This is a genomic window from Thalassotalea sp. G2M2-11, from assembly GCF_017168195.1.
GTDB lineage: Bacteria > Pseudomonadota > Gammaproteobacteria > Enterobacterales > Alteromonadaceae > Thalassotalea_E.
Window position 1 is genome coordinate 350,303 of the sequence record NZ_JADNYL010000003.1, and the last position, 22,136, is coordinate 372,438.

The 22,136-nt window shown below is 38.2% G+C and carries 14 protein-coding genes and 1 pseudogene; 10 read left to right on the plus strand and 5 right to left on the minus strand.

Annotated elements, in window-relative coordinates:
• The first annotated feature begins 100 nt into the window (after positions 1 to 100).
• Positions 101 to 415 carry a DUF6693 family protein gene (locus IV514_RS12535; protein WP_206485609.1) on the plus strand — a complete coding sequence of 105 codons (315 nt, stop codon included), beginning with the start codon at positions 101 to 103 and terminating at the stop codon, positions 413 to 415.
• A 215-nt stretch (positions 416 to 630) separates the two neighbouring features.
• Positions 631 to 3,591, plus strand: coding sequence for a PQQ-binding-like beta-propeller repeat protein (locus IV514_RS12540; protein WP_206485610.1), 2,961 nt, complete (start codon positions 631 to 633; stop codon positions 3,589 to 3,591).
• Positions 3,592 to 4,078: 487 nt separating this feature from the next.
• Here IV514_RS12540 and IV514_RS12545 read toward each other — a convergent pair.
• Positions 4,079 to 5,113, minus strand: a pseudogene (locus tag IV514_RS12545) (IS110 family transposase).
• A 189-nt stretch (positions 5,114 to 5,302) separates the two neighbouring features.
• On the opposite strand from IV514_RS12545, the gene IV514_RS12550 reads away from it, so the two are divergent.
• The 3 genes from IV514_RS12550 (at position 5,303) to IV514_RS12560 (ending at position 6,954) form a co-directional block, all read left to right on the plus strand.
• Positions 5,303 to 5,773, plus strand: coding sequence for a hypothetical protein (locus IV514_RS12550; protein WP_206485611.1), 471 nt, complete (start codon positions 5,303 to 5,305; stop codon positions 5,771 to 5,773).
• Between the two features lie 134 nt (positions 5,774 to 5,907).
• Positions 5,908 to 6,501, plus strand: coding sequence for a hypothetical protein (locus IV514_RS12555; RefSeq protein ID WP_206485612.1), 594 nt, complete (start codon positions 5,908 to 5,910; stop codon positions 6,499 to 6,501).
• Positions 6,502 to 6,615: 114 nt separating this feature from the next.
• Positions 6,616 to 6,954 (plus strand): hypothetical protein, encoded by a 339-nt coding sequence (locus tag IV514_RS12560; RefSeq protein ID WP_206485613.1) that lies wholly within the window; start codon positions 6,616 to 6,618, stop codon positions 6,952 to 6,954.
• A gap of 189 nt (positions 6,955 to 7,143) precedes the next feature.
• On the opposite strand, the gene IV514_RS12565 is transcribed toward IV514_RS12560, so the two are convergent.
• From IV514_RS12565 to asnB, 3 genes are all read right to left on the minus strand, one after another.
• Complete coding sequence (locus IV514_RS12565; protein WP_206485614.1) at positions 7,144 to 7,623, minus strand: hypothetical protein; 480 nt, start codon at positions 7,621 to 7,623, stop codon at positions 7,144 to 7,146.
• A 257-nt stretch (positions 7,624 to 7,880) separates the two neighbouring features.
• On the minus strand, positions 7,881 to 8,645 hold the full coding sequence (locus IV514_RS12570) for a hypothetical protein (protein WP_206485615.1): 765 nt from the start codon (positions 8,643 to 8,645) through the stop codon (positions 7,881 to 7,883).
• Positions 8,646 to 8,803: 158 nt separating this feature from the next.
• Positions 8,804 to 10,468 carry an asparagine synthase B gene (gene asnB / locus IV514_RS12575; protein ID WP_206485616.1) on the minus strand — a complete coding sequence of 555 codons (1,665 nt, stop codon included), beginning with the start codon at positions 10,466 to 10,468 and terminating at the stop codon, positions 8,804 to 8,806.
• Between the two features lie 433 nt (positions 10,469 to 10,901).
• Here asnB and IV514_RS12580 point away from each other — a divergent pair, with 433 nt between their 5' ends.
• The 5 genes from IV514_RS12580 (at position 10,902) to IV514_RS12600 (ending at position 18,748) form a co-directional block, all read left to right on the plus strand.
• Entirely contained in the window at positions 10,902 to 12,065 is a 1,164-nt protein-coding gene (locus IV514_RS12580; protein ID WP_206485617.1) for a hypothetical protein, read from the plus strand.
• A gap of 165 nt (positions 12,066 to 12,230) precedes the next feature.
• Complete coding sequence (locus tag IV514_RS12585) at positions 12,231 to 12,749, plus strand: hypothetical protein (protein ID WP_206485618.1); 519 nt, start codon at positions 12,231 to 12,233, stop codon at positions 12,747 to 12,749.
• 96 nt (positions 12,750 to 12,845) lie between these two features.
• On the plus strand, positions 12,846 to 16,772 hold the full coding sequence (locus tag IV514_RS12590) for a thrombospondin type 3 repeat-containing protein (protein WP_206485619.1): 3,927 nt from the start codon (positions 12,846 to 12,848) through the stop codon (positions 16,770 to 16,772).
• Between the two features lie 151 nt (positions 16,773 to 16,923).
• A complete protein-coding gene (locus IV514_RS12595; RefSeq protein ID WP_206485620.1) occupies positions 16,924 to 17,496 on the plus strand; it encodes a tRNA-(ms[2]io[6]A)-hydroxylase in 573 nt (190 codons plus the stop codon).
• Between the two features lie 28 nt (positions 17,497 to 17,524).
• Complete coding sequence (locus IV514_RS12600; RefSeq protein ID WP_206485621.1) at positions 17,525 to 18,748, plus strand: glycosyltransferase family 2 protein; 1,224 nt, start codon at positions 17,525 to 17,527, stop codon at positions 18,746 to 18,748.
• A 270-nt stretch (positions 18,749 to 19,018) separates the two neighbouring features.
• On the opposite strand, the gene rne is transcribed toward IV514_RS12600, so the two are convergent.
• The gene (rne, locus tag IV514_RS12605; protein ID WP_206485622.1) at positions 19,019 to 22,048 is read right to left on the minus strand and encodes a ribonuclease E; all 3,030 of its coding nucleotides are present in this window, start codon (positions 22,046 to 22,048) and stop codon (positions 19,019 to 19,021) included.
• Between the last annotated feature and the right edge of the window lie 88 nt (positions 22,049 to 22,136).

A 22,136-nucleotide genomic window follows, 5' to 3' on the forward strand; every position in this document is an offset into this window, starting at 1 on the left:
TGCTAACAGCTTGCTCGGTTCCGCTTCGCTTCACAATTTTAGCAAGCTATTATCAGCCCCTGAATGGGGCGTTAGGTAACAATCAAAGCAAGGAGCAAAAATGAGAATTCAGGCAGATGTAGGGACGATAGATATTTTAGGTCATTTAATACTTTGGTTTATTTTAATATTAATAACATTTGGTATTGGTGCTTTCTTTTTCCCTTACTCATTCTCAAAATTTATACTTAATCGTTCACAAGTAATTGATGAAAACGGCAGCCTAAGAAAAATGGTATGTCACACTGATATATTTGGAAATCTAGGTCATGTAATCCTATGGATTATCATCTCTATAATTACCTTGGGCTTGGGATACGCATTCTATTTTTATAAAGTTTGGAATTACTCTTTAAACAATACAACTATTGAATAGTTTGTTACCTAACAAACCAATAAAGTAACGGGACTGCTAACAGCTTGCTCGGTTCCGCTTCGCTTCACAATTTTAGCAAGCTATTATCAGCCCCTGAATGGGGCGTTAGGTAAATTTAAGATTTCCACTTGCATCTTTATACTACGCCTAAATAAAACGATAAAAATATTTTTTAATAAATCACATAAGCCTCAATAAAAGGAAGTAACCAAGTAATGTTTTTCAAACTATTAAAAGCAATAACCTTATGCTCACTAATATTTTTAAGTGCGTGTGGGGGAGGAGGAACCTCAAAATCTAAAACTCCAGAAATTGTCAATGCTGCTCCCGTGATTGAGGCTATGCCTGAACAGTCCGTAATGGAACGTGACAATTTTACTTTTAGCGCACAAGTGACTGATAGTGATGGCTCTATAACTAGTTTTGAATGGAAACAAGTTGGTAATCAGACTATAGCCTTAACAGGCTCAGATTCAGCACAATTAAGTTTTAAAGCACCTAGCGTTATAGAAGAACAATCCCTAGTCTTTGAGTTGACTGTCACTGATAATGAAGGAAAAAACACTAAAGGTTCTCTTACTGTAAAACTCACTCCATACGAGAATATACTGGCGACCAATATTGTAGATGAAGGGTTATCAGAGTGCCTTAGTAATATTTTGATTGAAAATCAAGATGCTGGCTTATTAGAGTTTCATTGTCATAATTTGCCAATATCTTCAATTAGTGAATTATCGTCTTTTCCAAATTTGCAAAAACTGTCAATCACTAATGCAAAAATTCAAAACATTGACGTCTTGGAGTCACTAAAAGAATTAAGAGAAATAGATTTTTCAAGTAATGAAATATATATACTAAACCCTATATCATCACTTACAAAATTGACACATGTAAATTTTAGCTATAACGACTTTGCTATTGATAACAATATTTTCAAGAATTTAACCAAATTACAAAGCCTTAAACTATCTTCCAGGTATTGGGGCTCTTATTTGGTCATAGATCTTAGTTGGTTTAAAAGTATGCCGGAGCTTGCCCATTTGAGCTTGAACAATCTGTCTATTAGCAATTCCAATCAGCTGAAAAATAATTCTCAATTAAAAGAATTAGTGCTCGCAGGTACTAATTTAAGCGATTTGGATTTTATTGAAGAAAATTCCGAGTTGGTATACTTAGATATAAGTTCTACCCAAGTTTCAGATTTAACACAAATTAAGCATGCTAGAGAGTTAACTGAGCTAAACATTTCTCGCTTATATGCTGATAATTTGTCAATCCTAGAGAGTTTGAGTCAACTCAGAAAACTCACTATTAATAGTATGAGAGATAACGTCGACTTTTACATTTTGGAAAAATTAACTAATTTAGAATATTTGCATGCTACATCATTAGGGTATAGCTTTTCTAATCTAGATTCATTGAATAAATTAGTTAACTTAAAAGAGCTCGATTTATCGAAAAATTATTTTCATTCAATAGACTTTGTAAGTAATTTAACTATGCTTGAAATTTTGAATTTAAGTGATGCTAGATCAATTTCAGACTTATCTCCGTTGACAGAATTAACTAATCTAACTTCTCTTAACCTTAACTATAATAATATTTCCGACATTTCACCGTTAAAAAACTTAACTGCCCTAACTCATTTATATGTTGGATTTAATAATATAGAAAACATTAATAGTCTAACCAATTTAACATTACTTGTTAGCCTGAATTTAGAAAGAAATAGCATTAAGGAATTAGACGGTATTGAAAAACTAACATCTTTAGTCGATCTAGATTTGGGTTGGAATGATATAAAGGATATTTCAGCATTAAAAGATCTTACAGCTATTGTTGATTTGCAACTTGAGCAAAATAAAATTGAAGACATTTCACCATTATCAAGTTTAGTGAATATTGAGAAACTTGACCTAAATACTAATGACGTGTTCGATATAACTATAATAAGTGAGCTTAGTGAGCTAAATTATTTGAATTTAAGAAGCAATAGACTCATTAAAGTAGCAAGCTTGTTTTCATTTGATTCATTTAACTACCTGTCGCTAGATAATAACATTAACATTGCGTGTGACGATATTAAGCTTCTTAAGGAAAAATTTGGAGACTCTGCCAATTTACCTGACGATTGTACTGACACAATATCAGGGACAAGAAAGTGGACTTATCGATTATCATACGATAATTTCCAGTCAGCACCAGCAATAGCCGCAGATGGTACAATTTATTTGTGTAATTTTGGAGGTTACCTTCATGCCATTAACCCTGATAGTACTCCTAAGTGGAAATACTTAATTGGTAGCCATATTTCTACGTCACCAGTAATTGGAAATGATGGAACTATTTACCTCACCCATGACAATAAACTACACGCTATAACGCCTGAAGGGCAATTAAAATGGAAGTTTGAGAATAATGATGGAGGGTATTCTACCCCCGCAATTAGAGATGATGGAACCATCTTAATTAGTGGTCAAAATCAACTGCATGCTATTAGTCCTGAAGGTGAATCTTTATGGAGCACAGGAAGCAACATAATGGGGAATACACCCGCAATTGCCAATGATGGTTCTATTTATGTAAGCTCATTTCATTCCAAACTATTTGCATTTACCTCAAATGGTAACTTGAAATGGGAGTTCCCACTCTTAAGTAACGTTCCCAGTGATATTGCTATTTCTGATGAAGGAACAGTTTACATAGGATCTAACGATACGCTATATGCGATTAATTCAGATGGTACTCAAAAATGGATTTATGAAAATGATGATGTTCATTCTTCACCGATAATTGATAAAGATGGAACAGTGTATATTAGCATGTACCCTAACCAAGTTATTGCACTAGAACCTTCTGGAAATATTAAGTGGAAGTATACTGCGAGTGGAAATATAGGCTCTAGCATGGCTATAAGTGAGGATGGCACTATTTATGCGGCCGCTAGATATGGTTTATTTCATGCTATTACTTCTTCCGGAGAAACTAAATGGGAGTTAAAAATTGGAACTTCTTATTTTAAGTCATCCCTATCAATTTCTCCGGGAGGAACTATTTATGCGGGTAGTGATAGTGGTTATTTGGTTGCAGTTAATAGTGATGGTGGCAAGTTAGCTGATACACCTTGGCCAAAACAAGGAAGAAATATTCGAAATACTAATAATGTAAAAAAATAACTTTACCTAACACATATGAACCTTCTTCCCGTCAATAGGCAATAGTGTTTTTTTTAGCTGCCGTTAGGCAGCTAATTGTTAATCAATCAGCAAAACCTATTACTTCGCTCTGTCAGTTAGCCGTTAAAACCGTTTACGGCAAACACATATTGAGGCTCTCTTATGTGAACTCATTCACTGCCTGATACGGTTAGTTCTTTGGTTGTTCAGGGGCACTAGACATTTATCGGTTAACCTTGAACTGGCGCTACTCAAGCGGATGACTCACTTATTTTTTATAAGGGTCAGTTAGTTTCAGGCTCAGTTAAGGTGTAAACGATTTTGCTCATTGTTAGATGCGCACCAATGGGGTGTCTAATCAAGCGACAAGGCTTATACGGCGACGACATTTACCTGCTTTTGCATGCTCACAGCAAACTTAAACGCAAATAACTCAGGGTCGTTCTTGCTCATCCAGTTAGGTGTTCAGCTCACCCCATTGTGCGACTTAAGGCGTTAAAAATCGTTCATCATCAAATACCGTTTTATGTTTCAGCATGTAGTAAACACAGCGACCCAATTTATGCGCAAGAGCCGATAAGGCTTTGGCCTTGCTCATGCGTTTTTGTAACTTGTTTAAATAGCGACGCGCTTTATCGTTACCCCGTAAATACAGTACCGCAGCTTCACTAAATGCCCACTTTAGATGGCCGTTACCTATTTTATTACCCGACGTGCCATAGGTTTTACCGGCTGACTCTGCTTTGCATTTGACTAATCGGCAATACGACGCAAATTTTTGAACCGACTCGAACCTATCAATATCGCCAATTTCATAGAGAATGGTCATGGCGAGAATAACGCCAATACCAGGAATAGTGCGTAGTTGTGCGTAATAATCAGGACGATGCTGTTTTGCTTTTCGCTCGATGAAGTATTCAAGATATTTAAGCTCTTTGGCGTAACTATCAAGAATGGCTATGTCGAAATTGACGTTCCGTTGAACCACCTCATCTTCAAAACGGTGTCTAAGGGCTTCGCGAGCTGAAGGGTTTTTCATGTGTAATTCAAGCGCGGGATAATTGTATTAGCTATTGGCTATTGGTATTGACGATATGCGCTTTAAGTTGCGCACCATGACGAACTAATTTAGTTCTTCTGCGAAGTAAATCGCGTATTGAGCGCATTTCTTGTGGGTCGCTATAGGTGAGAGGAAAGTTGCCCCTCTGAGCAAGCAGGTAATTTTATAGGAGTCGATTTTTACCGCCATGAATGGCTTTCATATACAGGCATGCCCCAAGACAAAGTCAATGTTGTGTTCAGCACACAGGTCACTAACCCAGTACCAGCAATGCATGCACTCGACGCCAATCACTACTTGACCAATATAAGGGGAGATAAGGCTTAACAGTGCTTCTTTGTAAGCTGCAATTTTTTGATGAAGTACTTTGTTACCATGCTCATCCAGAATGCACACATAAAGAATTCGCGCATGCAGGTCGATTCCGCAATAAAAATCGTGTAATTTGGTATAGAATTTCATTGAGCTTTCTCCTTTTAGTTTGGTCGCCTTGAAGTTTAGCCAATGGTTAAACTTCGGGGAGAAGGTTCAATAAGTATCAAACGCATTAAGTGACGCGACTGCTAACAGCTTGCTCGGTTCCGCTTCGCTTCACATTTTAGCCAAATATTATCAGCCCATTATGCGGGCTATAAGTACTAAGGAGAGTTCATGCATCCTAACAGAAATGCGATTGCATTCGGTGGCCTTATTGGCCTGATTTTATTTTTTGTTCTATTAATTGTTGTGGCTTTGTGGGCTTGGCCAAAGTATAAAGTCTATAAACTAGAAATGAATGGTATTGCTGCTTTAAAAGAAGCCGAATGGAGTAAACAAATACTTATCGAAGAAGCAAAGGCTCGTGAAGCTGCTGCTCTTATGCAAGCAAAAGCAAGAGTGACTTTGGCTGAAGCCGATGGAAAAGCTAAAATCGTGCAAGCTAGAGCAGAAGGTCAAGCAGACATTGAGCGTGCAAAAGCTGCTGCTGAGGCAAACAAAATTATAGGCGAATCATTGAAAGGTAATGAGGAATACCTAAGGTATGTTTGGATTAAAGGCTTACAAGATGGTAAAGGAGAGCGAATCTATATTCCTACAGAAGCTGGATTACCAATTTTAGAGGCTGGAAAAGCAGGTAAGTAGTGAAGTACTTACAACAAGCAGTTAACGGATGGGACTCGTAATAGTTTGATTGGGTTCGTTCCTCACCTAGTTTAGCAAGCTAATACTCGCCCCATAACAGGGCGTTAGCTGTTCAATCAACAAGGAGTTTTATTTTGAGCATTTATTTTCCATTAGTGATTGCCTTTATGGCAATATTTTTTCTATTTATCGGTGTCAAAGTTATAGCATTAAAGAAACCTTTGCTGCTGTCATCAAAAGTATTTTTTGTTTTTATGGTGTTGGGATTTTCACCTCAGTTAATTATGTCATTTGAAATACACACTTCTTCTACGGGTGATATAGGGGTAATGTCATACATTAGCCCGCTAATGTTTTTTGTTCTGTTAGGTTTTTTCTGGATTCAAATGAAAGGCTATATGGCTATAGGAGTTTCTGATGATTCATTTAGAAATTCACTACATTACGCATTGAATCAAAATAATATTCAATTTGAAGAGCAGCTTTCATTAATTAAGTTGCCAAATATCAATGCTGATATACAAGTATCGGTTCAAAGCTGGATTGGTACAGGTCAATTAAAATTGAAAAAATCTAAAGATAAGTACTTATTGGCTAAGTTAGTTTCAAGTATTAATGAGTATTTTATATCTAATTCTGTAAAGCCTAATAATACGACTGCGATTTTTTATATTGTCATGGGACTGTTTATGTTAGTTTTTTCTGGTTTTTTCTATTTTAGGTTTTAGTGCTAGGAACTGCTAAGGCCATCATGGCTATTGAACGTAAACGCTTAGCCTTTCCTCACTGCATTCGTTATTGTAGCCATCTATTAAAACCCCCTGAATGGGGCATTAGCATGAATGGAGTCTAAATCATTGCGAAGAGAAAACTTTGAATATGGTCCTTTAGCTAGAGGCATCTTTATAGTTATGCTCTGGGGGGTATGGATCTTTGTATTTGTTGCACCTTTCTACCTAGTTTATTATGTTCCATTATTACTTTTTGTAGGGTTAGGCTTGAAGCCTTTTTTAATTAAAACAGGGATGTTTAGTGTTTATCAAAACTACTTGTTAAAGCGTGATGAAAGAATTAATGAAACGCTCAAAAAAGGTTATCGAAGTAGAAATAGTAAAAAGTTAGATAAAGCCAAATATAACAGAGAAAAAATGAGAAAAGCATTAGAACCTAAACATAAGTAGTGTCGTAGAATTTATACTTACGAGGCATTTAATCGGACAAATTACAGTTGGCATTTGTTAGAGCCACACATATCTTAACTCAACAATGAATTGCATATTAATCGGCGTTATATGCTGTTTAAATTTATGAATTATCTTATTGAAGAAGTGGTCCTAATTTTGTTTGTTAAATAGTAAAAAATTGCCTGTTTAATTTTCTACATTGGCAATATATTGATTCATAGAGAAAGTAACATTCGATTTTTTACCAGGATTCCTTCGACTTTCAGCAACAAAGCCTAAAAAAATATCTGAGCTGTTTTGACAGCCATGATGTGGTTTGGGACCTAAATCACAAGGTTTTATCAGATACACGTTATAATTGTGCCCAAGTGTAACCAACAAATTAGGGAGCTCATTAAAAGTAATTTTACGCTTGTGATCGACTGTCATTTGTTTTCGCAAAAGATCGAAAAAGTCGCTAGTCGATTGTAGTTTTGTTCCTTCATTTGGTCTTAATAAACAGGCTTGACTATTTTTAATGATTTTGGGAAGTTTAAAATCTGAATAGGTGCCATCTTCTTTTATCCATTCGGTAATTGTTTTTTTTCCTTCAAGGCATTGACTCCCGTACACTTGAAAAGATAAACATAATAAAGCGGTACTAAGCAAGAGTATTATTGGTTTCATTACATAACTCCTTTTAAAATATTAACCATGTCTTAGTTTATAAACTAGGTGTATTTAGCTTCATTAACTCAATGACAATCGAAATAAATTATTTCAGCGTTTTGTATGAAATTCAACCAATTTTGGTGTTTTTTGAATTATAGGCTGTTTCAGAGGGAAGTAGTGAACTTGGATAAGATTTAGTTGGTAAATATGTTACAGACACAAAAATAAGACAAACAAGCCGTACTTATTTGTCTTAAGGGGGGGTACCAATGTTATTGACTAGGAATTGTACTTGAGCTTTGCCCTTGGGAACGTTCTAATTGCTCTAAACGTTCCACTAACAAGGTAACCGACATTTCAAGTTGGTTAACACTGGTTGCCACTTCAATTTGTTGAGCATCTCGGTTTGATGATTTTTCGCTTAAGGTTTTTACTTCGTTTCGAATGTTAGCAATATCATTTTGCACACTATTAGCGGCAGTAATTTGATCGGCTAGGGCGTTCATGTTTAATTCGTTTGCCGTGAGTTTATCATTAATGGTAGCTAGCGAAGCGATAGTATTTTTCAGTTGCTGTGTATGGTTGTTTGAGGCAGTTTGTAACTTTTTACTGTCACTACGTAAGGTTTTAATTTCACTTTGGTTACGACGCCAAGCTGAAGCCCATAGTTTGTCCATTTCCTCCCAAAGTTTTTCGGTTTTTTCAGTTATTGCCTCAAGTTTTGCTTTCAGTGCAATTGTCGACTCGCCCATTTCTTCACCAGTGGCTGATAACTGGTTTTCAAGCGACTGTATTCTCTGCTCTGATTGCCCAATTAATGCCTGTAGTTTGATGTTTTCTTGATAAAAATACCAAGAACTTGCTGCTAAGCCGGCAATAATCACAATATTTAATAGCGTATTGCCTTTGCTTGAGCTTTTTACAGGTGAAGATTCGGCTTTAGCTGATTTTTGTGCTGATGATGCATGATGGGAGGATTTAACTTGGTCCTGATCTAACGTGATAGATGGAATTTCTGGTTCAACACGATTTGACACAATAGCTGCCTTAAGGGTTATAAATACAAAAGCTAACTTTAAAACAAATTTTACGAATATTTAATAGTTTATCGGGATTTATTTTCGATTAGTTAACAAAAAACGGTGAAAGTTGCCTTTCACCGTTTTATCTTGAGTTATGTTTGGCAGTTACAGTATTAGTAACTGTCGTTGTGTACACTCATAACAGCACGTCCAGAAGGATCGGCCATATTGCTAAATGCTTCATCCCAGGCAAGTGCTTGCGGTGTGCTACAAGCAACAGATTTACCACCAGGAACACATTCTGCAGCCGAAGGCAGTGGAAAGTGCTCTTCAAAAATACAACGATAGAAATAAGCTTCTTTAGTGTCTGGCGTGTTCACTGGGAACTTAAACTCTGCATTTTCAAGTTGTTGATCGGTCACTTGGCTTTCTACATAAGCTTTCAAGCCATCAATCCATGAGTAACCAACACCGTCTGAAAATTGCTCTTTCTGGCGCCATAATATTTCTTCAGGCAGATAACCTTCAAACGAAGCACGTAGAATACCTTTTTCAATTTTACCATTGCCGCACATTTTATCTTCAGGGTTAATGCGCATGGCCACGTCTAAAAAGTTTTTATCTAAAAACGGTACGCGTGCTTCAATGCCCCAAGCAGACATGGATTTATTGGCACGTAAACAGTCAAACATATGCAGTTTTTCAAGTTTACGGTTAAGCTCTTCATGAAACTCTTGAGCGTTAGGAGCTTTATGGAAATATAAATAGCCACCAAAGATTTCATCTGCACCTTCGCCAGATAACACCATTTTTATGCCCATGGCTTTAATTTTTCTTGCCATTAGATACATAGGGGTTGAAGCCCGAATGGTAGTTACGTCATAGGTTTCTAAGTGATAAATGACTTCTTTTAAGGCATCTATCCCTTCTTGTTCAGTAAAAATAACGCTGTGATGAATGGTGCCGATACTTTCAGCTACTTTTTCTGCCGCAGCTAGGTCAGGTGAACCTGCTAAGCCACATGCAAAAGAGTGTACGCGAGGCCACCATGCTTCAGATAAATCATTTTCTTCAACACGACGCGCCGCAAACTTTTGGGTGATAGATGAAATAAGTGAAGAATCTAAGCCTCCAGAAAGTAATACGCCGTATGGCACATCTGTCATCAAATGACTTTTGACTGAATCTTCTAACGCTTCACGAATACGTTCTTTACTGGTGTGGTTGTCTTTAATGGCTTTATATTCTTGCCAGTTGCGTTTGTAATACTTAGTTAATTCACCCGTACGACTATCTAATAAATGGCCTGGAGGAAATTCACTAACGGTTTTACATAACGGCATTAATGCTTTCATTTCAGAGGCAACATAAAAGTTACCGTCTTCATCATAGCCAGTATATAAAGGAATAATGCCAATATGATCTCGCGCGATTAAATAACTGTTATCGGTTTCATTGTATAGGCAAAAAGCGAACATTCCCTGTAATTTGTCAATAAAGCTTGCACCATGCTCTTGGTACAAGGGCAGAATCACTTCACAGTCTGAGCCTGTTTGGAATTGGTAATCTTGGCTTAATTCACTGGCCAGTGCTTTATGGTTATAAATTTCACCATTAACGGCAAGTACATGAGTTTTATCATGGTTATACAAGGGTTGAGCACCATTTTCGGTACCTACAATAGCAAGCCTTTCATGGACTAAAATTGCATTATCATTACTGTAAACCCCTGACCAATCAGGGCCACGGTGACGTAATAAACGGGAACATTCGATGGCTTTTGGGCGTAATGCCGCTGCATCTGTTTTTATATCTAATATACCAAATATCGAACACATTGAAGCGCTACTCCTTAATATAGATTTAGTTTTATACAATTTTAGTAATTGATTGTGGACAGTTAGGGTTGAGTTGAGTGGGCAAGTAAAGTTATTGAAGAGACAATAAAGACTGCGGTACAACGTTTTTCGTAAACTAACTGTCAGGTCACTTTGCCATTATCAACTGAAAAAGCAACAGCTATTTTGCTATTTTTGTAATAAAACTACATTAACTGATGTTATTTGCATGCTATATGTTGCTCTGGATAGTAGAGTTTTTAAGTGTTTAACGAGCATTTACTCTAAAATTGATTAGAAAAATCTTTTTCATAATAAATTGTATAATCATGGCAAAATTGGTTATAAGACCCTAATAGGTGAGAAAGAACTAGCCAACAGTAATGCTAATCCTTTAATTACTTTTTTAAAATTGAACAAATAGGGCCATTTGATGAAATCAGTTTTACCTCTGCTATCAATACTTGTTGCTGTTAACGTTATTTTTTCAACCAATGCGACTAACTGGCATCAACTTACCGTGGAAGAGTTAAGACTGGAACAAGCAAAGTCTGACATTCCTGAGGTATTCAAACCATTAGCGCAGCGCGTTAGCTTGTTTAAATCGCAAATTAGAAAAGCAAGAAATCTTACCGCATTAACGCAATTGATTATTCGTCATGGTCATGGTTTATGGAAAGATGCAGTAATAAGTGTCGATAACTTACAAAGCTTTGATGATAGGAGCCTATATTGGTCAAGGTTAATGATGAGCAAAACGTTGCGCACATCTAATGCTTTTCAGGCGTTATTGCCGATGCAGCAACAGCAGTTATTATGGAAGTTTGAGTTGATTTCTCGGGGCAGTCATGACGTTAAATTTAGTCGAAGTGCAAAGAAGAAAATCTTATTAACCGGTTTTGATCCGTTTTTTCTCGATCGCGATATCAGCCAAAGTAATCCTTCTGGTGTTACTGCGTTAGCGTTAGATGATTTAAGTATTAGTTTGGATGGCATTAATGCCGAAATAGAGACAATGATTGTCCCTGTACGTTTTGCTGATTTTGATCAAGGAATGATTGAGGAGTTACTTAGTCCTTATTACCACAAGGTTGATATGATAGTGACTGTGAGTATGGGGCGAACTGATTTTGACTTGGAGCGTTTTCCCGCTCGTCGCCGAAGTGCAAAAGCACCTGATAATGTAAATATTTTTACGGGTGCAAGTTCAACCGATCCTATTTTACCTAAATTAAACGGCAAGGACATTACGGGACCTGAATTTGTCGAGTTCAGTTTACCTGTGTCCATGATGAGCAAAATACAACAACCATTTAACGTCAATGATAATCGCCTCGTTGAAACACTTGGACAAGCAAAATTTGCTGCAACTGATCTTGCGCAAATAGAAAATAAAATCTCGGTAAGTGGTTCAGGAGGGGGTTATTTATCTAACGAGATTTCTTATCGAAGCATTGTCATGAGGGAGAAGTTTAATCCTATGTTACCTGTTGGTCATATTCATACACCAAGTTTTAAAGGCTTTGAGCCTGAGACCTCAAAGAAAATTAGCCAGCAAGTAAAGCGTATGCTGACTCAAGCGCTTAAAGGGATTTAACCTGTACCAATTACCTTAAGCCAAGTTGTGGTTTGATTTTTGCAGTAAAAATCTAGTTTAATAAATTTTTGACACCAATGAGACTTGAATATGAAAATTGCTAGCCTGTTACATGATCAAATCAAACATACATTCGCTTTCATTGTGCTAAGTTTGAGCATAGTGATGAGTTTTTCAATTAATGCGATTGAAACAAGTTTCTCTTTCCATCAAGGCGATGACTCAAATACCCAAGGGTTTTCTTTTGCCGTTAGTGATAAATTTTCTAAAGCGAGTAATTTTTATTGGAATCTTGGTTATAGCTATTTAGATGATGTAAAAATAAGCTGGAATAACAGTGATTTATATTTCAAAGTTGATACAGTTGATGCTGTTGCTAGTTATCGTTACCAGCCTAAAAGTTATAATAAGATAATGAAAAAAGTGACTTTTGAATATTTAGCCGGTGTCAGTTTCGCCCTTACTGAAAATAAGTTTGTGTGGCCTGAATTAGATGAAGAAAAATATTTTAGCAAAAGTAATGATGTCAATGCCTTGTTCGGTTTTAACGTGCATTACGAGCTGAGCAAACAAACTGCCTTACATCTAGGCTTTAAGTATCAACCCAGTTTTTCTCAATTTGATGATATTACGTCATTCAATTTAGGATTTAGTTACCGATTTGGTAATCAGTTCGGTTATTAATCTGGTTATTAGTCAATATGAACAGCATTGTAAAAGTTAATCATTGCTTTCTATAATTTGAGCTAAGTCATCATTAATTGCAGTATTAGGAATATTATGTCGTTGAAATCCAAATTTGCCTATTTATCTGTCTGCTTGATGCTTGTATTACCAAGTACTCAGGCTTTATCTGCATCCTGTCCATTGCCAACACCTACAGGGGTAGATTCTGATGGTGATGGCGTTGATGATGGTATTGATAAGTTCCCAAGTGATCCGTCTGAATGGCATGACACGGATTTAGATGGTATTGGTAATAATGCCGATACTGATGACGATAATGATGGTATTCCTGATGTTTCAGATAATAACAATGATGGGGATCCCGTTATTGATATTTATGACCCATTCCCTTATGACCCAGAACTTTACTTAGATACTGATGGCGATTGTATTGACGATACGCAAGACAGTGATGATGATAACGATGGTTATTTAGATGTTGCTGATGCATTCCCGTTAAATCCACTTGAATGGGCGGATAATGACAGTGATACCATAGGGAATAACGCAGACAGTGATGACGATAACGATGGTGTGATAGATCTCTATGATGCGTTTGATACCGATCCGCTCGAACAATTGGATACCGATAACGATGGTATAGGCAATAACGCCGATAATGACGATGATGGTGATGGTGTTGATGACGGTTTAGATGCTTTTCCATTGGATCCTTTGGAATCAAATGATCTCGATGGTGATGGTCTAGGAGATAATGCCGATAGTGATAATGATGGTGATGGTATTACGGATGATCTTGACATCTTCCCTGATGACAGTAGCGAATGGTATGACACTGATAGCGATGGTATTGGCAATAACACGGATACCGATGATGACAATGATACCTTCCCTGATAGTGAGGATGCTTTTCCCCTTGATCCTAATGAACACTTAGACACCGATGGTGATGGCATTGGCAATGTTGGCGATAGTGATGATGATGGCGATGGAATTGTTGATTCTAGCGATGCTTTTCCATTAGACAATAATGAATTTGTTGATACCGATGGTGATGGTTTAGGTAATGTGGCTGACACTGATGATGATGGTGACGGTGTTGGTGATGGCATTGATGCTTTTCCATTAGACCCACTTGAACAATTAGATACCGATGGTGATGGCATTGGTAATAATGCTGATGCCGACGATGACGGTGACGGTATTCTAGACAGTAATGATCCAGAGCCATTAAACATGTTGGCAACCACTGATACTGATAATGATGGTATTGCCAATATTACCGACACCGACGATGACAATGATGGCGTGCTTGATACCGAAGATGCATTTCCTTTGCTTAACAGTGAATCACGTGATACGGATGGCGACGGTTTAGGTAATAACACCGACAGTGATGATGATAACGATGGCTTTATTGATGCAGTTGACCCATTTCCACTGGATGTAACTGAATGGTTTGATACTGATAATGACGGCATTGGTAATAATACCGATACCGATGATGATGGAGATGGTGTGATCGATAGTCAAGATGCATTCCCTATCGATATCACTGAATCATTAGACACTGATGGTGATTTAATTGGTAATAATGCTGATGCAGACGATGATGGTGATAATATCATTGATGCTCATGATGCATTCCCACTCGATGCCAATGAATGGTTAGATACCGATAATGATGGCATTGGCAACAATGCAGACGATGATGATGATAATGATGGTGTTGTTGATAGTGATGATTTATTTCCTTTAGATCGCAAGGAATATGATGATGCTGATCTTGATGGTGTCGGTAATAATGCCGATTCAGATGATGATAATGACGGTGTATTAGATAACAACGACGATTTTCCATTATTAGCCAGTGAATGGTTAGATACCGATAAAGATGGTATTGGTAATAATTTAGATACGGATGATGACAATGATGGCGTGCTTGATCATCAGGACTTATTCCCCTTAGATGTGAATGAATCGCGTGATGACGATCTCGATGGCATAGGCAACAATGCTGATGCTGATGATGATAATGACGGCGTTATTGATACGGAAGATGCATTCCCACTTGACCCTGTTGAGTCGGTAGATACTGACGGAGATGGCATAGGTAATGTTTATGATACCGATGATGATGGTGATGGTATCCTAGATTACTTGGATGTTTTACCCTTAGATCCAAATGAATCGTTTGATTTTGATTTAGATGGTATCGGCGATAATGCCGACCCTGATGATGATAACGATGGAATGAGTGATTCCTTTGAACTGACTTATGACTTTAATCCATTTGATGCAAGTGATGCGACATTAGATACTGATAATGATGGTGTTAATAATGTCACGGAAGAGCGTAATCAAACCAATCCATTAGTTGATGATTATGCACCTGTGATTAATACCCCTAATGCGCTGTACTTTGATGCCACTCATATATTGACACCATTAACCCTTGAGCAGTTAATCGCTGATGCTCAGGTATCTGCTGATGATGGACGAGATGGCAATAATTGTTGTGAAGTTCTTCCCGTTGGTTTTGAATCTGGGATGAAAAGCTTACCTTCTGGCAAGCAAGAAATTACTTGGCAAGCTGAAGATGAAGCCGGCAATATTGGTACGGTTAAACAAACAATTAATATTCAGCCGCTTGTCAGTTTTGCCAAAGAGCAAGTGGTTGGTGAGGGGACAAGAGTTAGTGTTGAAGTTGTGCTTTCTGGTGAATCACCAATTTACCCGCTTGAACTCCCATTTACACTTTCTGGTAGTGCTGATTCGTTAGATTATACTCTTTCAGATCATAAAGTGGTGATAGAGCAAGGGGTCAGAGGAATTGTTGAGATCGATATTAAGCAAGACCTACAAGCCGAGCCCGAAGAGAACTTGATCCTTACCTTTAAAGATAGTGTTAATTTAGGTGATTTTTCTTCACATACTATTACTATCAGTGAGGCTAATATCACTCCGAAGGCTGAACTTATTTTGCAACAGCAAGGGCAAAGAGTGTCATCCATTGCGGCTGATAAAGGTGAAGTGAGTATAGATTTAGCGATTAAAGATGGGAATCGTGATGATTCTCATATTATTGAATGGCATCTGCCACAGTTTTTATCGGCTGAGATCAGTGCTAATCAATCTCATGTTTATTTTCAACCGAGTGAAATATCACTACCTGAAGAAAACCATGGTTTGTTTCAAGTGTCGGTAACAGTCACTGATAGTGGCGAAGGGGAGCTGACGCATACAGAAGTTTTAAATATTGCGTTATTTGAGCAACACGGTCGTTTAGATGCATCTGATAGTGATGGAGATGGGATCACTGATGAGCAAGAAGGGTTCGTTGATGAAGATTTTGACGGAATACCCGCTTATTTAGATAATTCGTTAATTGCGCATATACAACAATTACACGTGAATGCGGCACAGAATAAGTTTATTGAAACGGAGCCAGGGTTAAAATTAATTTTAGGAAAATATGCTAAGCAACAGTTTTCAGATGGTATCGCACTTTCAGCAACTGAAATTGCTAGTACGCAGTTAGTTTCAGAAGATTCTTATCAGCATTTGAGCGATTACTTTGATTTTGAAATCAATCATATCGTGCCATTTGGTCGCTCGATCAATGTAGTAATTCCACTCAATGATCCTATTCCAGCATTTGCCGTTTATCGTAAATATGACTCAACAGGGCAGTGGCTTACTTTTATCGAAGATGCAAATAACACCATTTCATCAGCAATGTCTGTTGATGGCGTTTGCCCGAGGTTTAGCAGTGATAGTTATCAACTCGGGTTAAATGAGCAAGATGATTGTATCAAGTTAATGATTGAAGATGGTGGACCAAATGATGCCGACGGTAAGGTTAATGGCACTGTCGATGATCCGGGAGTCATTGGTGTATTACCCACTGAAGAAGTGGCTAAACAGTTAGATCCTGAGAAGTCGAGCAGTGGTGGTAGCTTCTATTTTCTGCTTTTATTGCTCTTATTAGTGCCAATAGCAGGTTACCGCAGACATTAATCGCAACATTTGAAATGATATCGCCTGATAAATGTTAATTTGTCAGGCGTTTTTATTTGTCAAAAATAATCGGGGAATATGTTTAACGTAGTGGCAAAGCCCGTTAAAATAGCGCCAAATTATTCCCGTTATTGTTAGGATTTCAGCTGTAATGTTTGAATTAAAGTATAAAACCCCTGTTAAGTGGACAGAAGCTGTATTGGCTGATTTTGACGCGTTTTTATGTGATCACGCGGCAGCAGAGAAAAAAGCTTCAGGCATGGCCGTATCGATGTTGTCACACTATCCAGATCGAAAAAACTTAGTACGTGCTATGACAGATCTGGCGATTGAAGAATTGATCCATTTTAAGCAAGTTCTTAAATTGATGCAGGCGAAAGATATACAATTGGCAAATGATGAAAAAGATATGTATATCAAAAAGATCAGGGCAGTATTTCGTAATGGCAAAGAAGTATTCTTTTTAGATCGTTTATTGGTAGCGGCAGTGATAGAAGCGCGTGGTCATGAACGATTCGCACTGGTTGGAGATGCTTTACCTGAAGGCAAGGAGAAAGATTTCTATGTTTCCATCGCTAAATCTGAAGAAAAACATAAAAACTTGTTTGTTGAATTAGCTTATGAATATTTTGACAAGGCTGAAGTTGACCAACGTTTAGAGGAAATACTAACTGAAGAAGCTGCTATCTGTGAAAGTTTACCATTTCGTGCCGCGTTGCATTAAATGACAAAACCATGCTGAGATATTTAGCTTGAGTGCCTTTAATAAATACCTGCATCAATATGCCGAGTATGAAGTGGGTTTATTAACGCATTTTCCCGATGAGTTGAGTTATCAGCATGTTGTTGTGATCCCAGCATATAAAGAAAAGTGTCAGTTTATCAGTAATTTTTTGCAGTCTGAATTAGCCAGGCAAAATGTCTTGATGATCCTAGTGGTTAATCAACCTGATACCGATCAAGATAGGGTACCTCAAGCTGAATTAGTTGAGCAAGTTCTAGCGTTAGGTCAAGTTAATTGGCAATGTGAAAACTTAACCTTATTGGCATTTGCGCATAGTAATTCGGCTTGTTTGATTGTTGATCGTTTTACCCAAGGGGTTGAGGTAAAACAAGGGGTTGGTTTAGCGAGAAAAGTCGGTATGGATATCGCGTGCCAGTTAATCCAATCAGCACATATCAACAGTCAATGGTTACATTCAACCGATGCAGATGCTTTATTGCCAAATGATTATTTTACAGCATTAGCCGAAAAGCTATCTTGCCAATTAGGCACTGCTGATGAAGTTGTTGCTGCTTGTTACCCTTTTTCTCATTACAGTAATGATCGAGTATTGCATCAAGCCAACTTGCGCTATGAACAAGCTTTGCGTTATTACGTTGCCGGCTTAAGTTATGCACAATCCCCGTATGCGTTTTTTACGATTGGTAGTATCTTAGCGTTTAAAGCGAGTGCTTATACCAGCGTGCGAGGATTTCCCAAAAAAAGTGCAGGTGAAGACTTTTATTTACTAAATAAATTAGCCAAAGTTGGTCAAGTTGTCTCGTTAGCAGGCAGCCCAATCATTTTAACGGCTAGAACGTCTGATCGTGTACCTTTTGGCACTGGGCCAGCAGTTGAAAAAATTATTGCCCTTGAGCAAGCGCAGCAAACGTATTGCTATTATCATCCTAAAGTCTTTGATTTATTAAAAGAGTTACTTGAACAATTTCGCTGTGTTTTTGAGCACAGAGCACAACTAGCGCACTGGTACCCATCTCTCAATAATGAAATAGTTTGTGCATTGCAGTCATTACACTTTGAGCAATTTATTGCAAAACAAAGCAACAGTAAGCGTCAGCAATTTGAACGTCAGCTGACAGTCTGGTTTGATGCCTTTAGAACATTAAAGTTTATTCATTTCTTACGTGATAACTTTTATCCTGACATCCCTTTAAAAAAAGCGATTGAGCAGGCAAGTTTCGATATTGCCTAGTAAAACATCTATTAATTTGATCATTGGTTTTACTCCTCTCATTACGATTTATTGTTGGGGTAAATGTGCTGGTAATAACCAAGTTATGAGTGAATAAATTTGTCTTTGCTGAAACAAATTACTGACATAGAACAGTAAGTGTTAGCGCTGAAGGTTGCCAGTAATATGCAAAGTTTATGTTGTCAGTAGTGTGCTAGGTTCGAAGTAAGACTAATAAAAAACGGCTACTTAATAGTAGCCGTTTGCTTTAGTTATCTAAAATGAGCTGGACTATGGTTTAGTTGGCTCTGATTGGCTTCTGTTGGCTGCGTGACTGATCATTGCCATTTTGCCTGAAATATTGACCTCATTACGTTCTTCGTTGGTTAAGAAATCGCGAGGTATTTCATTTACAGTATTGATGGTTTCAGGTTTAGCCATCGCCGATGATGCTTTAAAGCGTACTCTAACATTTGCCGGTTTTGTAGAGGCTGTCTGCTTAGAAGCGATATCAATAGTTTCATCACTTTCAGCATTATCACTCTTTTGTGATAATTCAACTGCTGGTTGTTCAGAAACTGCTGGAGCTGTGTTTACTTCTGCAGGCTCAGCAGGGGCGTCATCACTTGCTTTGCTATCATCTGATGTTACCGCTTTTGCCTCTGTATCCGTTGATGTCTTTGGCTCGGTTTGCTCAGTGCTTACTTCGTCAGATACTTTTGCATCTTTTACGGCTACTTCACTAGCGTCATCGTTTGATTGCTCTGTGACAGGCTCAGAAATTGATTCTTGCTCATCAGACTCAGCACTATTGTTGACCATCGGTGCTTCATTTTCAGTAGAAGCTGTGTCGTCAAATGGTAAGTCTTGCTGGACTTCCTGACGAACCGCAGTTTCGGGCGTTTCTTGAGCTACAGCTTGTGCTTCAGAAACTTGCTGAGTATCTGTCTGAGGGCTATTTTGCTGTTCAGTATTATTATCAACATGTTCTGATTGTTGCTTTTCTGATGCAGATACTTGGGTCTCAACAGTCTCAGTTTCTGGGTAGCGCGCTTCTACAGGATCAGCTTGCTCAGCAGCTGTAATTGGTGCTTTGTTTTCCTGTTGTTCACCTTTTGCACGTCGTCTTTGCCCATGAGAACGTAAATGTCTTGGTGAGCGACGATTTCTTGGACGATCTTCTGAGCTTTTCTTTGCTGTTGCAGACGATTCAGTTTGACCCACTTCTGTTGTGTCTTTTGCAGTATCTGCAACTTTTGCATTAGTTTTATCTATATCAACCTGAGTTGATTTTAACTCATCAGCTTTGATATTTTCCGCATTATCATCCGACATTCTTACTTTTTTACGGCTATTACGGCGTTGACGTTTCTCAGCTACCTTTTCTTCTTTAGGTTTCTGCGTACGTTTTTGCTGTGGTTTGCGGTTAGGTTTTGCTGATTTTTGCTCAGTGACTTCTTGCTTGTCATTAACCGTTGTTTTCTTGTCATGACGTTTGTTTTGGTAATTATCACCTTTAGCATTTCTACGCTGGTTTTTTCTGTTACGTTGCGGGCGTTGCTCTTGGTTGCGATTGCCTTGCTGTTGTGACTTTTTAGGTTGTTGTTCAGTGTCAGAGAAAAGTCCCTTCAACCATTTTGCAATACCAGCAAATAAGCCAGATGATTCACTAGGCTTGTTCGTTGTTGGTTGTGCTACTTTAGCAGGTTTAGCTGCTTTTGTAGGAGAGGCCATCCCTTGTAATAACGGTTCATCTTTTTTGCTTACCGTCTGATCAAACTTAGGCATCACCGCTTCTTCAGTGACCGCTTGAGTGACAGGCACTTGATAACTAGCTTCGGCAACAGATTCATCCTGACGTACACGGATAACTTCGTATTGCGGAGTATCCATATTAGGGTTAGGAATGATCAACACTTTAACGTTGTGGTGTTTTTCAACATGAAATACTGAGCGACGTTTTTCATTCAATAGATAGGTAGCAACAGGTACAGGTACTTGTGCATGCACTTGCTGGGTATTGTCTTTTATCGCTTCTTCTTCCATCAAACGTAATACGGACAAGGCAAGGGATTCAACACCTCTGACATGACCGGTACCGTTACAGCGCGGGCATACGCCTTGACTAGTCTCTCCGATAGATGGACGCAAACGCTGACGAGACATTTCTAATAAGCCAAAGCGAGAAATGCGGCTTAATTGAATGCGAGCACGATCAGGTTTTACTGCTTCGCGCATACGGTTTTCAACTTCTCGTTGGTGACGTACAGGAGTCATATCAATAAAGTCGATAACCACTAAACCACCTAAATCACGTAAGCGTAATTGACGGGCGATTTCATCGGCTGCTTCTAAGTTGGTATTAAAAGCGGTTTCTTCGATATCTCCACCTTTAGTAGCACGAGCAGAGTTGATATCTATTGAGGTCATTGCTTCGGTTGGATCGATGACGATTGAACCACCAGATGGTAAGCGTACTTCGCGCTGAAATGCCGACTCTATTTGAGTCTCAATTTGATAATGGGTAAATAATGGGACATCGTTAGTATATAATTTTACTTTACTGGCAAAATCAGGGCGAACCACTTCAATGTGTTGTTTAACGCTCTCATAAATTTTCGGGCGGTCAATCAGTACTTCACCGATATCGCGGCGTAAGTAGTCACGAATGGCTCGTAAAATTACATTAGATTCTTGATGAATCAAAAACGGGGCAGGTTGGCTTGCTGCAGCTTCTTCAATGGCTTTCCAGTGATGTAATAGAACATTTAAGTCCCATTCTAATTCATCATAATCTTTACCTACGCCTGCAGTTCGAACAATTAACCCCATACCTTTTGGCAGGTTTAATTTATTCAGTGACGCTTTTAATTCAGTACGCTCGTCACCTTCGATACGGCGTGAAATACCGCCAGCTCTTGGGTTATTTGGCATTAACACTAAATAGCTGCCAGCAAGACTAATAAAGGTTGTTAAAGCTGCACCTTTTTGGCCTCGCTCTTCTTTATCAATCTGTACAATGACTTCTTGGCCTTCGGTTAACACGTCTTTGATGTTAGGGCGGCCTTGGAAGGTATAACCTTTCGGGAAGTATTCGCGGGCGATTTCCTTCATCGGTAGGAAACCATGACGCTCAGCGCCATAATCAACAAAGGCTGCTTCTAAAGAAGGTTCAATTCGAGTGATTTTTGCTTTATAAATATTGGATTTTTTCTGTTCGTGACCTGGGCTTTCAATATCCAGATCATACAGTTGTTGGCCATCAACAAGTGCTACACGCAATTCTTCTGATTGTGTAGCGTTAATTAACATACGTTTCATAGTTAGCTTGACTCAATAATAGTCACAGCACACTACTTGCTTAGAACACAAAGCAATCTGTCGCTTGGTAACAGCGATTTGTCAGCCT

What these genes read in the sequence shown, in the direction of transcription:
- IV514_RS12580 (WP_206485617.1), top strand. Translation starts at nt 10,902, where the DNA reads ATGAAATCAGTTTTACCTCTGCTATCAATACTTGTTGCTGTTAACGTT.
- IV514_RS12560 (WP_206485613.1), top strand. Translation starts at nt 6,616, where the DNA reads ATGGAGTCTAAATCATTGCGAAGAGAAAACTTTGAATATGGTCCTTTA.
- IV514_RS12565 (WP_206485614.1), bottom strand. Translation starts at nt 7,623, where the DNA reads ATGAAACCAATAATACTCTTGCTTAGTACCGCTTTATTATGTTTATCT.
- rne (WP_206485622.1), bottom strand. Translation starts at nt 22,048, where the DNA reads ATGAAACGTATGTTAATTAACGCTACACAATCAGAAGAATTGCGTGTA.
- IV514_RS12540 (WP_206485610.1), top strand. Translation starts at nt 631, where the DNA reads ATGTTTTTCAAACTATTAAAAGCAATAACCTTATGCTCACTAATATTT.
- IV514_RS12590 (WP_206485619.1), top strand. Translation starts at nt 12,846, where the DNA reads ATGTCGTTGAAATCCAAATTTGCCTATTTATCTGTCTGCTTGATGCTT.
- IV514_RS12550 (WP_206485611.1), top strand. Translation starts at nt 5,303, where the DNA reads ATGCATCCTAACAGAAATGCGATTGCATTCGGTGGCCTTATTGGCCTG.
- IV514_RS12535 (WP_206485609.1), top strand. Translation starts at nt 101, where the DNA reads ATGAGAATTCAGGCAGATGTAGGGACGATAGATATTTTAGGTCATTTA.
- asnB (WP_206485616.1), bottom strand. Translation starts at nt 10,468, where the DNA reads ATGTGTTCGATATTTGGTATATTAGATATAAAAACAGATGCAGCGGCA.
- IV514_RS12595 (WP_206485620.1), top strand. Translation starts at nt 16,924, where the DNA reads ATGTTTGAATTAAAGTATAAAACCCCTGTTAAGTGGACAGAAGCTGTA.
- IV514_RS12585 (WP_206485618.1), top strand. Translation starts at nt 12,231, where the DNA reads ATGAGTTTTTCAATTAATGCGATTGAAACAAGTTTCTCTTTCCATCAA.